This is a genomic window from Martelella sp. FOR1707 (assembly GCF_053484265.1).
The window spans coordinates 637546-649937 of record NZ_JBAKFP010000002.1; the positions used below are offsets into that span (position 1 = coordinate 637546).

12 protein-coding genes are annotated in these 12392 nt (G+C 59.1%); 11 read left to right on the plus strand and 1 reads right to left on the minus strand.

Annotated elements, in window-relative coordinates; genetic code table 11:
* Positions 1-199: 199 nt before the first annotated feature.
* On the minus strand, positions 200-2230 hold the full coding sequence (locus tag V6765_RS06900; RefSeq protein WP_448427394.1) for an acyltransferase family protein: 2031 nt from the start codon (positions 2228-2230) through the stop codon (positions 200-202).
* A gap of 486 nt (positions 2231-2716) precedes the next feature.
* Here V6765_RS06900 and V6765_RS06905 point away from each other — a divergent pair, with 486 nt between their 5' ends.
* From V6765_RS06905 to rpsS, 11 genes are all read left to right on the plus strand, one after another.
* Positions 2717-4309, plus strand: coding sequence for an ABC-F family ATP-binding cassette domain-containing protein (locus V6765_RS06905; RefSeq protein ID WP_448427395.1), 1593 nt, complete (start codon positions 2717-2719; stop codon positions 4307-4309).
* 428 nt (positions 4310-4737) lie between these two features.
* Positions 4738-5109: a 30S ribosomal protein S12 gene (rpsL, locus tag V6765_RS06910; protein ID WP_018065617.1), complete on the plus strand. Its 372-nt coding sequence runs from the start codon at positions 4738-4740 to the stop codon at positions 5107-5109.
* A 75-nt stretch (positions 5110-5184) separates the two neighbouring features.
* Positions 5185-5655, plus strand: a complete 471-nt coding sequence (rpsG, locus tag V6765_RS06915) for a 30S ribosomal protein S7 (protein ID WP_018065616.1) — start codon at positions 5185-5187, stop codon at positions 5653-5655.
* A 27-nt stretch (positions 5656-5682) separates the two neighbouring features.
* Positions 5683-7782, plus strand: a complete 2100-nt coding sequence (gene fusA, locus V6765_RS06920) for an elongation factor G (RefSeq protein ID WP_448427396.1) — start codon at positions 5683-5685, stop codon at positions 7780-7782.
* 66 nt (positions 7783-7848) lie between these two features.
* Complete coding sequence (tuf, locus tag V6765_RS06925) at positions 7849-9024, plus strand: elongation factor Tu (protein WP_448427397.1); 1176 nt, start codon at positions 7849-7851, stop codon at positions 9022-9024.
* A gap of 154 nt (positions 9025-9178) precedes the next feature.
* Positions 9179-9487, plus strand: coding sequence for a 30S ribosomal protein S10 (rpsJ, locus tag V6765_RS06930; RefSeq protein ID WP_018065614.1), 309 nt, complete (start codon positions 9179-9181; stop codon positions 9485-9487).
* A 126-nt stretch (positions 9488-9613) separates the two neighbouring features.
* Positions 9614-10309 (plus strand): 50S ribosomal protein L3, encoded by a 696-nt coding sequence (gene rplC / locus V6765_RS06935; RefSeq protein WP_448427398.1) that lies wholly within the window; start codon positions 9614-9616, stop codon positions 10307-10309.
* Entirely contained in the window at positions 10309-10929 is a 621-nt protein-coding gene (gene rplD, locus V6765_RS06940; protein ID WP_448427399.1) for a 50S ribosomal protein L4, read from the plus strand. Before rplC ends, rplD begins: the two co-directional genes overlap by 1 nt.
* Positions 10926-11219 carry a 50S ribosomal protein L23 gene (locus V6765_RS06945; protein ID WP_018065611.1) on the plus strand — a complete coding sequence of 98 codons (294 nt, stop codon included), beginning with the start codon at positions 10926-10928 and terminating at the stop codon, positions 11217-11219. The genes rplD and V6765_RS06945 overlap by 4 nt, the downstream gene beginning before the upstream one ends.
* A 41-nt stretch (positions 11220-11260) precedes the next feature.
* Positions 11261-12097 (plus strand): 50S ribosomal protein L2, encoded by an 837-nt coding sequence (gene rplB / locus V6765_RS06950; protein WP_448427400.1) that lies wholly within the window; start codon positions 11261-11263, stop codon positions 12095-12097.
* 15 nt (positions 12098-12112) lie between these two features.
* Positions 12113-12391, plus strand: coding sequence for a 30S ribosomal protein S19 (gene rpsS, locus V6765_RS06955; protein WP_018065609.1), 279 nt, complete (start codon positions 12113-12115; stop codon positions 12389-12391).
* The last annotated feature ends 1 nt before the right edge of the window (position 12392 follow it).

The following is a 12392-nucleotide window of genomic DNA, read 5'->3' on the forward strand; positions in this document are numbered from 1 at the left end:
GCGGCTTGTCTTGTCCGGATATGAAAAGCCACGGCAATGGCGTAGCATTTCAATCGAAAGAGGATGATGATTTCTTGCCCCAAACGCAGTTTTTCTATGTCTCAAAGAGAATTGTATTATCGGAGACGATCAGGCGGGCTCGTGAACGGTTGGTCCTGCATTGATCTCGCGAGCTTTCATTTGACCACCTGGCTTCTGCCTAATTGCCGGAAGATGAGCTTGAAGTTGGCGGAACGCGTCTGTCTTCCAGAAAGCTGTTGATCTCTGTTCCCAGAATGGTGCCGGCATAATCGGATATATGGTCGGTATAGCCATATAGCGGCCGACCATTTCTCGACATCGAGCACAGTCCCGCCTCACTGTCGCAGAGCACCGGAATCGTATCAAACAACTCCACTCTGCCGGGATGCCTCTCTGCAATTGTTTCTAACAACCTTCTGTACTGGGCAGAAAGCTCAAGCTGCCGTGCCACAGGTATCGCGCAGGCTTCATTGCGTGTTCGGCCCAGCAATTTGTTCAGCAGGGGAACGCCTGTTACACGGCTGATGCAGTCTTCCGGGGGAGGAAGCGTCGGGTTATCTATGAGCAGAATGATCCTCCTATCGCTATCTGTAAGCAACGCGCCGACAGCGCGGTCCAACCCGTCCAATGCATTGTTGAAGTTTGGGCTTTCCGGGAGGTCTTCGATATCTCTGTCGTTCTTCAGCCTGAACAGAGCACGGGTTGCCGTAGCGATCACCACGGTGTCGACCGACGAGTTCGCCTTGATCTGATCGATGGCCGATTGCACTGCGTCCTGTGGTACAGAGGCGTAAAACGGGTCGTCCGTCAGAACTGGTACAAGCGGACCGGAATCCCCCGACCCGAGAAATAGCCATCTTCCGCCAGGTTCCGACGTGCGCAAAATGCCCTCGTAAAGGGCACCTGCCTTGCTGTCACCCAGAAGGGCAAAGCGCGGCGGTTCGCGACCGTCCACAACGCAGTTGAAGAAAATCAACTCTTCTGAAGTCAGATTCGGACAGCGTATTGCTGAACTGGGAAGGCCTCCATCGAACTTGGCCTCGAGGTCCATATTGTTTTTTGCTACCGCTCGGTCCGAAAAGCCCTGGAAGTACATGGTCGCAAGGCCTGCAAGGCCAAGGCCGGCCATAGCCGCGATTAGCCACATATATGCGTTGCGAGCGAAATATTTTTGTCTGAAGGGGCGTTCTATCCAGTGATATGTCGCGCTGGCCAGCAGAAATGATATTCCTAAAAGCACTGCGGCCAGAAGCGGACCGGGAATCGCTTGCGTGTAAATTCGCGCAAAGGAAAGCAGCGGCCAATGCCAAAGATAGAGAGGATAGCTTACGAGCCCGACATAGATCATCGGACGAAGGGACAGCAGACTACGATTGGGTAGAGCCTTGGAGCCAGCGGCAATGATGAATACTGTTCCGAAAACAGGGAATAGCGCCTGCCATCCGGGGAACCCTTCTTCGCGCACAAACACTAGCGACGAGCCAATAAGAGCCAGCCCGGTCAGACTTAGTAACGCAGCGAACGGTTTCGATTGCTGCAAACCTTCCATCCAGGATGACATGGTTGTACGAGGCTTGGCCGAGACAATCGCGATTACAGCCCCAGCAAGAAGCTCCCAGAACCTGGTGAGAGGAGAATAAAAATCTGCCGTGCTGTTTGAAACGCTCTGGGCGATGTTCAGTATGAAAGAAGCGGCAAAGATGATGGCCGTCATCGTGGCAACGGATCGGTTACGCCGAAACGTCAGCCAAAGCAGAATTGGCCAGATGATATAGAACTGCTCTTCAACACCCAAAGACCAAAGATGGAGTAGGGGCTTTGTCTCTGCGGCGTTGTCAAAATAGCCGCTTTCGTTCCACAAAACGAGATTAACGCAGAAACTTGCCGCGGCAACGATATGCTTTCCAAGCTGGGCAAACTCTGCTGGCAGGAGAATAAACCAGCCAGCCAAGAAACTGAACAGAAGCACGGTCACGAGCGCGGGAAAAATCCGCCTGATTCGACGAATATAGAAATTCTTGAGAGAGTAGGTTCCTAGCTGAAACTCCGAAATGAGTATTCCCGAGATGAGAAAACCGGATATGACGAAGAAAATGTCGACGCCAACGAATCCGCCAGGAAAAGCGCCGGGAAAAGCGTGAAAAAGTAATACCGCCACGACAGCGATTGCCCGCAGACCGTCAATATCGGCCCTGTATTTTTCTGTCATAGCATTCGTACTCACTATTCACATGCATCTGCAAAAGTCCCTCGCGCTGGGAGCGCAGAGGGTCTTAGCTGCCAAGCCAGGTGAAAAAGGACATTTTACCCTTCACGGGTCGAAGCTTCATAGCGGCCTGGAGTGAAATGCGTCAAGAATACAACCCCTTTAAAAGTTTGCGGGATGTGAAAGCTACCTCGCTACTACTCTCCGCCAGCAGGGGCGCTGTTTCAGAGCGAGATGGATATCAACAAGCCTCTTCCTCACGACGGAAACACTGCCTCCTCGGCATTTCCGAATTTCGGCCAGTTTACGCTTGGCAGCGGGCTGATTTCCTGATCCGGCAAATCCTCAGTTCCGTTCCACCGGCCGCGGCCTTGAAACGGGCGGGAGAAGCGCGTATCTAGGGCTCACATCAATCGAAAGGGACACGCAGGACGATGATTTCTCACCTCAAGACAGCACAGATTCTGGCTTCGAGGGAGAATTATATCAATGCATGCGACCATCACGCTTTCCGGCCTGTCCTACAGCACTGCTGACGGCCACACGCTTTTCAAAGACATTTCCGCGGTTTTCAACGCCGGGCTGACTGGCTTCGTCGGCCGCAACGGCGTTGGCAAGACGACCCTGCTGAAGCTGATTTCCGGCGCGCTGTCGCCGACCTCCGGCAGCGTCGAGGTTGCCGGGCGCATTGCCGTGCTCGATCAGGCGGTTTCGGCCGGCGAGGGGGAGACGCTCGCCACGCTTTTCGGCATTGAGGCCATGCTGGCGGCCATCGAAAGTGCGGAGCGCGGCGAGGCCGATGCCGAAGCGCTTGCCGTGATCGATTGGACGGCGGAGGAGAGGGCGGTTGCCGCGCTTGCCCGGCTGGACCTCGCCGTGCCGCTCTCTACGCCCCTGGCAAGGCTTTCCGGCGGCGAGATCACCCGCGCCCGGCTGTCGGCGCTGGCTTTCGAAGCGCCGGATTTCATCCTGCTCGATGAACCCACCAACAATCTCGATGTCGCCGGGCGGGAAGCTCTCATCCGTTTCCTATTGGATTTTCGCGGCGGCGCGCTGGTGGTGAGCCACGACCGTGCGCTGCTGGAGCACATGGACGCGATCGTCGAGCTGACAACGCTCGGCATGACGCGCTATGGCGGCAATTTTAGCTTCTATGAGGCAGAGAAGGAGGCCGAGCGGCTGGCGCTGGAGCATGAGCTGCGCGATGCCCGCAAGGATGTCCGGAAGACGGCCCGCATCGTGCGCGAGCGCTCCGAACGCAAGGCGCGGCGCGATGCCATGGGTCGCCGGCTGCGCGCACGCCGCGATCAGCCGAAAATGGTGCTCGACGGCATGAAGGCGCAGGCGGAGGGGACCGGCGCGCGCGACAGGGCCTTGTCTGAACGCCAGCAGCAGGAGGCGGCTTCGGAACTGGCGAGCGCCCGCGCGAAAGTCGAGGTGGTCGCGCCGTTCACGGTAACCCTTGCGCATTCGGGGCTGGCATCGGGCAGAAGGGTGTTGCAGGCGGAGGGTCTCGCCGGCGGGTATGCGGCGGCGAAACCGTTGTTCCGCGATCTTTCCTTCGAGATGACAGGTCCCGAACGGGTGGCGATCGCGGGTCGCAACGGGGCGGGCAAGTCGACGCTGATCGCCATCATGACCGGCAGACTCGCCCCGCTCGGCGGCAGCGCCGAAATCCACGTGACCCATGCGCTGTTCGACCAGACGGTGTCGCTGCTTGATCCGGACCAGACCGTCCGCGAAAACTTCCGCCGCCTCAATCCCGATGATAATGAAAATGCCTGCCGGGCGGCACTTGCGCGTTTTCGGTTCCGCGCCGATGCCGCCCTGCAGTCCGTTTCGACGCTCAGCGGCGGCGAGCGGTTGCGGGCGGGGCTCGCCGCCGCGATCGGCGGTACGCGGCCGACCGAACTGCTGATTCTCGACGAGCCGACCAACCATCTCGACCTTGAGAGCCTCGCCACGCTGGAGGCGGGGCTCAATGCCTATGACGGTGCGATCCTGGTGGTCAGCCACGACGCGATGCTCCTTGAGAGAATCGGAGTCGCGCGCACGATCGACCTTGGCGGGCGGGCGTCATGATCGGCGAGTCATTTTATTGCGCGGAGCACTCCGCGCATTGCCAAAACTTGCCGCATCGGCGGGAAGGGCCCGCAAACCGCCGCCCCTCAAGGGTTTTGGTAAAGAAATTCCGGGCTGCAGGCTTGACGATGCATGGGTAAACGAGTATGTCCGCGCCAACAGAACCAAAGTGAGGTCTGGCCGTTCGGGAAGCCAAATGTCCCGGAGTTCACCTCAGACTAGGTTCTCATACAGCACGTTGAAGATCAAAATGCTGCACGCATGACGCGGCAAAGCGCCTGTGTCCTCTGCTTTTAGGTCCATCCGCCGGAAAGGCGGCTTGGGCCGTGCTTGTGCGCATATAGCGCTGAATGTGCTTCTTTTCGCCGGCGACGGCATAAATTATGCCCCGAAAAGGGCGATGAGACACGAAATCAAGGGATGGTTGAATGCCTACCGTAAACCAATTGATCCGCAAGCCGCGTCAGCCTCAGGTGAAGCGGAATAAGGTTCCGGCACTGGAGCAGAACCCGCAGAAGCGCGGCGTTTGCACCCGCGTCTACACCACGACGCCGAAGAAGCCGAACTCGGCTCTGCGTAAGGTTGCCAAGATCCGCCTGACCAACGGCTTTGAAGTCATTGGCTATATTCCGGGCGAAGGCCACAACCTGCAGGAACACTCCGTCGTGATGATCCGCGGCGGCCGCGTGAAGGACTTGCCGGGTGTTCGCTACCACATCATCCGTGGCGTGCTCGATACCCAGGGCGTCAAGAATCGTAAGCAGCGTCGTTCGAAGTACGGTGCGAAGCGTCCGAAGTAATTCGGTTTTCATTTCTCTGGCGCTGCGCGAGCTTCTCCGCGTTATAAGCGCCGCAACTGTTGAGAGACAAAGAACATGTCACGACGCCACAGTGCAGAAAAGCGTGAGATCAACCCGGATCCCAAGTTCGGCGACCTGGTGATCACCAAGTTCATGAATGCCGTCATGCTGCACGGCAAGAAGTCGGTCGCCGAATCGATCGTCTACGGCGCGCTCGACGCTGTTGAGGGCAAGCTGAAGCAGAACCCGGTTGAGGTTTTCCATCAGGCGCTCGACAACGTTGCTCCGCATGTCGAGGTTCGTTCGCGCCGCGTTGGTGGTGCAACCTACCAGGTTCCCGTCGACGTCCGTCCCGAGCGCCGCCAGGCGCTTGCTATCCGCTGGTTGATTGCTGCTGCGCGCAAGCGCAACGAAACCACCATGATCGAGCGCCTGTCCGGCGAGCTCATGGATGCTTCGAGCAATCGCGGCTCTGCTGTCAAGAAGCGTGAAGACACGCACAAGATGGCCGATGCCAACCGCGCATTCTCTCATTACCGCTGGTAATCAGAACACCGAGGAAGGCCTGATATCATGGCTCGCGACTATAAAATCGAAGACTACCGCAATTTCGGGATCATGGCGCATATCGACGCTGGCAAGACCACGACGACCGAGCGCATCCTGTTCTACACCGGCAAGTCTCACAAGATCGGCGAAGTCCACGACGGCGCTGCTACCATGGACTGGATGGAGCAGGAGCAGGAACGTGGCATCACGATCACGTCCGCTGCGACGACCACCTTCTGGGAAGGTCGCGACGGCAAGAAGCGCCGCTTCAACATCATCGACACTCCCGGCCACGTCGACTTCACCATTGAAGTCGAGCGTTCGCTGCGCGTGCTCGACGGCGCCGTTGCGCTTCTCGACGCCAATGCCGGCGTTGAGCCGCAGACGGAAACCGTCTGGCGCCAGGCCGACAAGTATCATGTTCCGCGCATGATCTTCTGCAACAAGATGGACAAGATCGGCGCCGACTTCTATCGCTCGGTCTCCATGGTCAAGTCCCGTCTCGGTGCGACCCCGGTTGTGATCCAGCTGCCGATCGGCGCTGAAAACGACTTCGCCGGCGTGATCGACCTGATCGAGATGAAGGCTCTCGTCTGGGACGGCGAGCATCTTGGCGCGCAGTGGGACGTCACCGACATTCCGGCTGACATGAAGGAAAAGGCCGAAGAGTACCGCGAGCTGATGATCGAGACGATCGTCGATATCGACGAAGAGGCCATGGAAGCCTACCTCGAAGGCAACATGCCCGATAACGACAAGATCCGCGCACTCATCCGCAAGGGTACGATCAACGTCGACTTCTTCCCGATGCTGTGCGGCTCGGCGTTCAAGAACAAGGGCGTTCAGCCGTTGCTCGATGCCGTTGTCGACTTCCTGCCGTCGCCGGTCGAAATTCCCGCGATCAAGGGCATCGACGTCAAGACCGAAGCCGAAATCTCGCGTAAGGCCGATGACAACGAGCCGCTGTCGATGCTGGCGTTCAAGATCATGAACGACCCCTTCGTCGGCTCGCTGACCTTCTGCCGCGTCTATTCCGGCACGCTCGAGAAGGGTTCGGGCGTTATGAACACGGTCAAGGAAAAGCGCGAACGCGTTGGCCGCATGCTGCAGATGCACTCGAACTCGCGTTCGGACATCGACGTGGCGTATGCAGGCGACATCGTTGCTCTGGCCGGCCTGAAGGAAACCACCACCGGTGACACGCTCTGCGATCCGCTGAAGCCTGTTATCCTGGAACGGATGGAATTCCCCGAGCCGGTTATCCGGATCGCGATCGAGCCGAAGACCAAGGCCGACCAGGAAAAGATGGGTCTTGCCCTCAACCGTCTGGCCGCCGAGGATCCGTCCTTCCGCGTTGCCACCGACGAAGAATCCGGCCAGACCATCATCGCCGGCATGGGCGAGCTTCACCTCGACATTCTCGTCGACCGCATGAAGCGCGAGTTCAAGGTCGAGGCCAATGTCGGTGCGCCGCAGGTGGCCTACCGCGAAACGATCACGCAGGCTCACGAGGAAGACTACACCCACAAGAAGCAGTCGGGTGGTTCGGGTCAGTTCGCTCGCGTCAAGATCATTTTCGAACCCAATCCGGATGGCGAGGATTTCGTATTCGAATCCAAGATCGTCGGCGGTTCCGTTCCGAAGGAATATATTCCTGGCGTTCAGAAGGGTATCGAAAGCGTTCTGTCCTCCGGTCCGCTGGCAGGCTTCCCGATGCTCGGCATCAAGGCCACGCTGGTTGACGGCGCCTACCATGATGTAGACTCGTCGGTTCTCGCCTTCGAAATCGCATCGCGCGCCTGCTTCCGTGAAGCCGCCCGCAAGGCTGGCGCACAGCTTCTCGAGCCGATCATGAAGGTCGAGGTCGTGACGCCTGAAGACTACGTTGGCGATGTCATCGGCGACCTGAACTCCCGTCGCGGTCAGATCCAGGGTCAGGAACCGCGCGGCAACGCGACGGTGATCGAAGCCCAGGTTCCGCTCGCCAACATGTTCAAATATGTCGACACGCTTCGCTCGATGTCGCAGGGCCGCGCCCAGTATTCGATGGTCTTCGACCACAATGCGCCGGTGCCTTCGAACGTCGCACAGGAAATTCAGGCGAAGTACTCCGGTCAGAAGTGACCGGGGTAGGGCCGCAAAAATAACGAGATTAACCCCTCGCGGGTTTGACAGGAATAGGAGCCTAAAATGGCAAAAGCAAAGTTTGAGCGGAGCAAGCCGCACGTAAACATCGGCACGATCGGCCACGTTGACCATGGCAAGACGTCGCTGACGGCAGCGATCACGAAGTTCTTCGGCGATTTTCGCGCGTATGACCAGATCGACGCCGCTCCGGAAGAAAAGGCCCGCGGCATCACCATCTCGACGGCCCACGTCGAGTATGAAACCGACAAGCGTCACTACGCCCACGTCGACTGCCCCGGCCACGCCGACTATGTGAAGAACATGATCACCGGTGCTGCCCAGATGGACGGTGCGATCCTGGTCGTTTCGGCCGCCGACGGCCCGATGCCGCAGACCCGCGAGCACATCCTGCTTGCCCGTCAGGTTGGCGTTCCGGCGATCGTCGTGTTCCTGAACAAGGTTGACCAGGTCGATGACGAGGAGCTTCTTGAGCTCGTCGAAATGGAAGTTCGCGAGCTGCTCGACTCCTATGAGTTCCCCGGCGACGAAATCCCGATCATCAAGGGTTCGGCTCTGGCCGCTCTCGAAGATTCGGACAAGAAGATCGGCGAAGACGCCGTTCGCGAGCTGATGGCCGCTGTTGACGACTACATCCCGACGCCCGAGCGTCCGGTTGACCAGCCCTTCCTGATGCCGATCGAAGACGTCTTCTCGATCTCCGGCCGCGGCACGGTCGTGACCGGTCGCGTCGAGCGCGGCATCATCAAGGTTGGCGAGGAAGTCGAGATCGTCGGCATCAAGGACACCCAGAAGACCACGGTTACCGGCGTTGAAATGTTCCGCAAGCTGCTCGACCAGGGCCAGGCCGGCGACAACATCGGCGCGCTCATCCGCGGCGTTCAGCGCGATCAGGTCGAGCGCGGCCAGATCCTCTGCAAGCCCGGTTCGGTTACCCCGCACACCGTGTTCAAGGCAGAAGCCTACATCCTGACGAAGGACGAAGGCGGCCGTCATACGCCGTTCTTCACCAACTATCGTCCGCAGTTCTACTTCCGCACCACGGACGTGACCGGTGTTGTCACGCTGCCGGAAGGCACGGAAATGGTCATGCCGGGCGACAACGTCACGGTTGACGTCGAGCTGATCGTTCCGATCGCGATGGAAGAAAAGCTGCGCTTCGCCATCCGCGAAGGCGGCCGCACCGTCGGCGCCGGCATCGTCGCCTCGATCATCAAGTAAGCGGCTGGCCCTGTGGGCTTGACGCAAATATGCCAGGGGCGGGTCAGCCGCCCCTGCAGATGTTTGAAAAAGCCGGCAAGCCCGGGCTGCAAGTTAGCAACGCGCCTGATCGAAGAGAGATGGCGGAGATAAGAACAAGACAAGGACGAGTCGCATGAACGGCCAGAATATCCGCATCCGCCTGAAGGCGTTTGATCACCGGATCCTTGATGCCTCCACGCGTGAGATCGTTTCGACGGCAAAGCGCACGGGCGCCAATGTTCGCGGTCCGGTTCCGCTTCCGACGCGGATCGAGAAGTTCACGGTCAACCGTGGCCCGCATATCGACAAGAAGAGCCGCGAGCAGTTTGAAATGCGCACCCACAAGCGCTTGCTCGACATTGTCGACCCGACCCCGCAGACCGTTGACGCGCTGATGAAGCTCGATCTGGCTGCCGGCGTGGACGTTGAAATCAAGCTCTGATTTTCAGGGTTAGGGATAACTAAACGGGACCAATCGCTGGGCGCTTTATGGAAGCGCGCATGATGTCCCAAAAAGAGACACGCCGGAGGCTTTGCCGAAGGCCGGAACTCTAAAAGGAACGAACCGATGCGTTCAGGTGTGATAGCACAGAAGGTGGGAATGACCCGCGTCTTCACAGACGCAGGAGAGCATATCCCTGTAACAGTTTTGCGAATGGAAGGCTGCCAGGTCGTTTCCACGCGCACCAAGGAAAAGAACGGCTACACCGCCGTTCAGCTCGGCGCCGGCCGCTCGAAGGTCAAGAACACCTCGAAGGCCCTGCGCGGTCACTTCGCCGCCGGCTCCGTCGAGCCGAAGGCCAAGCTTGTCGAATTCCGCGTGTCGGAAGAGAACCTGCTCGATGTTGGCGCCGAACTGACGGCCAGCCACTTCGTTTCGGGCCAGCTCGTCGACGTGACCGGCACCACCATCGGTAAGGGTTTTGCCGGTGCCATGAAGCGCCACAACTTCGGCGGTCTTCGCGCCACCCACGGCGTGTCGATCTCGCACCGCTCGCACGGCTCGACCGGTTCCAACCAGGACCCGGGCAAGGTCTGGAAGGGCAAGAAGATGGCCGGTCACATGGGCCAGACCCGCGTCACCACGCAGAACCTCGAGGTTGTCCGCACCGATGAAGAGCGCGGCCTGATCCTCGTCAAGGGCGCCGTTCCCGGTTCGAAGGGCGCCTGGATTACGGTTCGCGATGCCGTGAAGTCCGGTGTTCCTGAAAATGCGCCGCGGCCTGCCGGCCTCCGTGCGGCTGAAACCAATGGAGCCGAATAATGGATCTCACAGTTAAAACACTTGAGGGCAAGGACGCCGGTAAAGTCAGCCTGAAGGACGAGATCTTCGGCCTTGAGCCGCGCGAAGACATTCTCGCCCGCATGGTACGCTACCAGCTCGCTGCCAAGCGTCAGGGCACGCACAAGGTCAAGGGACGCTCGGAAGTGTCGCTGACCGGCGCCAAGATGTACAAGCAGAAGGGCACGGGTAACGCCCGCCACCACGCAAAGCGTGCGCCGCAGTTCCGCGGCGGTGGTGTTGCTCATGGCCCGGTCGTTCGCGATCACTCGCACGATCTGCCGAAGAAGGTTCGCGCGCTTGCCCTGAAGCATGCGCTGTCGACCAAGGCGAAGTCCGAAGACCTGATCATCATCGATGACCTGGTCGCCAAGGAAGCCAAGACCAAGGCGCTGCTCGCGCAGTTCACCGGTCTCGGCCTTGACAACGCGCTGATCATCGGCGGTTCCGAAGTCGACGGCAACTTCAAGCTGGCGGCCCGCAACATTCCGAATATCGATGTTCTGCCGGTCCAGGGCATCAATGTGTATGACATCCTGCGCCGCGGCAAGCTCGTACTGTCGAAGTCTGCGGTCGAAGCTCTGGAGGAGCGGTTCAAATGAGCGATATCCGCCATTACGACGTGATCGTTTCGCCGGTCATCACTGAAAAATCGACCCTTGTTTCCGACAACAACCAGGTCGTGTTCAACGTTGCCAAGACTGCAAGCAAGCCCGAGATCAAGGCCGCCGTCGAAGAACTCTTCGGCGTCAAGGTCAAGGCGGTCAACACGCTTGTACGCAAGGGCAAGATCAAGCGCTTCCGGAATTTCTCCGGCAAGCAGAAGGACGTCAAGAAGGCGATCGTCACCCTGGCTGAAGGCCAGTCCGTGGACGTGACGACCGGCGTTTGAAACAGACCCGTTAGGGTAAAGACCCAATAGGGAATGAGAAAATGGCATTGAAAACATTCAATCCGACAACGCCGAGCCAGCGCCAGCTGGTGATCGTCGAGCGTTCGGAGCTTTACAAGGGCAAGCCCGTCAAGGCTTTGACGCAGGGCCTGTCTTCGAAGGGTGGCCGTAACAATTATGGCCGCGTGACGGCGCGCTTCCAGGGCGGTGGCCACAAGCGCACCTATCGTATGATCGACTTCAAGCGCCGCAAGTTCGGCGTCGAGGGCACGGTCGAGCGTCTTGAGTACGACCCCAACCGGTCGGCCTTCATCGCGCTCATCAACTACGCCGACGGCGAACTGGCCTATATCCTTGCTCCGCAGCGTCTGGCTGTCGGCGACAAGGTGCAGGCTGCCGAAAGCGCGATTGACGTGAAGCCCGGCAATGCGATGCCGCTGCAGAACATTCCGGTCGGCTCGATCGTGCACAACGTCGAGATGAAGCCGGGCAAGGGCGGTCAGATCGCCCGTTCGGCAGGCACCTATGTTCAGCTCGTCGGTCGCGACCAGGGTATGGCGATCCTTCGCCTCAACTCCGGCGAACAGCGTCTGGTGCCGGGCTCTTGCCTTGCAACGATCGGCGCTGTATCGAACCCCGATCACTCCAACACGAATGACGGCAAGGCCGGTCGTTCGCGCTGGCGGGGCAAGCGTCCGCATGTTCGCGGCGTCGTCATGAACCCGATCGACCACCCGCACGGTGGTGGTGAAGGCCGCACGTCGGGTGGCCGCCACCCGGTCTCGCCCTGGGGCAAGCCCACCAAGGGCAAGCGTACGCGCAAGAACAAGTCGACCGACAAGTTCATCATGCGTTCGCGCCACCAGAAGAAGAAATAAGAGAGGTAGTCTGAAATGGCTCGTTCAGTATGGAAGGGACCGTTCGTTGACGGCTATCTTCTCAAGAAGGCTGAGAAGGTTCGTGAAGGCGGCCGCCACGAAGTGATCAAGATCTGGAGCCGTCGCTCCACGATCATGCCGCAGTTCGTCGGTCTCACCTTCGGCGTCTACAATGGTTCGAAACACATTCCGGTCTCGGTATCGGAAGACATGGTCGGCCACAAGTTCGGCGAATTCGCGCCGACCCGTACCTATTATGGTCACGGCGCCGACAAGAAGGCGAAGAGGAAGTAAC

Excerpts from the sequence above, each read along its gene's own strand:
- V6765_RS06900 (WP_448427394.1), bottom strand. The coding sequence starts at position 2,230 with ATGACAGAAAAATACAGGGCCGATATTGACGGTCTGCGGGCAATCGCT.
- V6765_RS06905 (WP_448427395.1), top strand. The coding sequence starts at position 2,717 with ATGCATGCGACCATCACGCTTTCCGGCCTGTCCTACAGCACTGCTGAC.
- rpsL (WP_018065617.1), top strand. The coding sequence starts at position 4,738 with ATGCCTACCGTAAACCAATTGATCCGCAAGCCGCGTCAGCCTCAGGTG.
- rpsG (WP_018065616.1), top strand. The coding sequence starts at position 5,185 with ATGTCACGACGCCACAGTGCAGAAAAGCGTGAGATCAACCCGGATCCC.
- fusA (WP_448427396.1), top strand. The coding sequence starts at position 5,683 with ATGGCTCGCGACTATAAAATCGAAGACTACCGCAATTTCGGGATCATG.
- tuf (WP_448427397.1), top strand. The coding sequence starts at position 7,849 with ATGGCAAAAGCAAAGTTTGAGCGGAGCAAGCCGCACGTAAACATCGGC.
- rpsJ (WP_018065614.1), top strand. The coding sequence starts at position 9,179 with ATGAACGGCCAGAATATCCGCATCCGCCTGAAGGCGTTTGATCACCGG.
- rplC (WP_448427398.1), top strand. The coding sequence starts at position 9,614 with ATGCGTTCAGGTGTGATAGCACAGAAGGTGGGAATGACCCGCGTCTTC.
- rplD (WP_448427399.1), top strand. The coding sequence starts at position 10,309 with ATGGATCTCACAGTTAAAACACTTGAGGGCAAGGACGCCGGTAAAGTC.
- V6765_RS06945 (WP_018065611.1), top strand. The coding sequence starts at position 10,926 with ATGAGCGATATCCGCCATTACGACGTGATCGTTTCGCCGGTCATCACT.
- rplB (WP_448427400.1), top strand. The coding sequence starts at position 11,261 with ATGGCATTGAAAACATTCAATCCGACAACGCCGAGCCAGCGCCAGCTG.
- rpsS (WP_018065609.1), top strand. The coding sequence starts at position 12,113 with ATGGCTCGTTCAGTATGGAAGGGACCGTTCGTTGACGGCTATCTTCTC.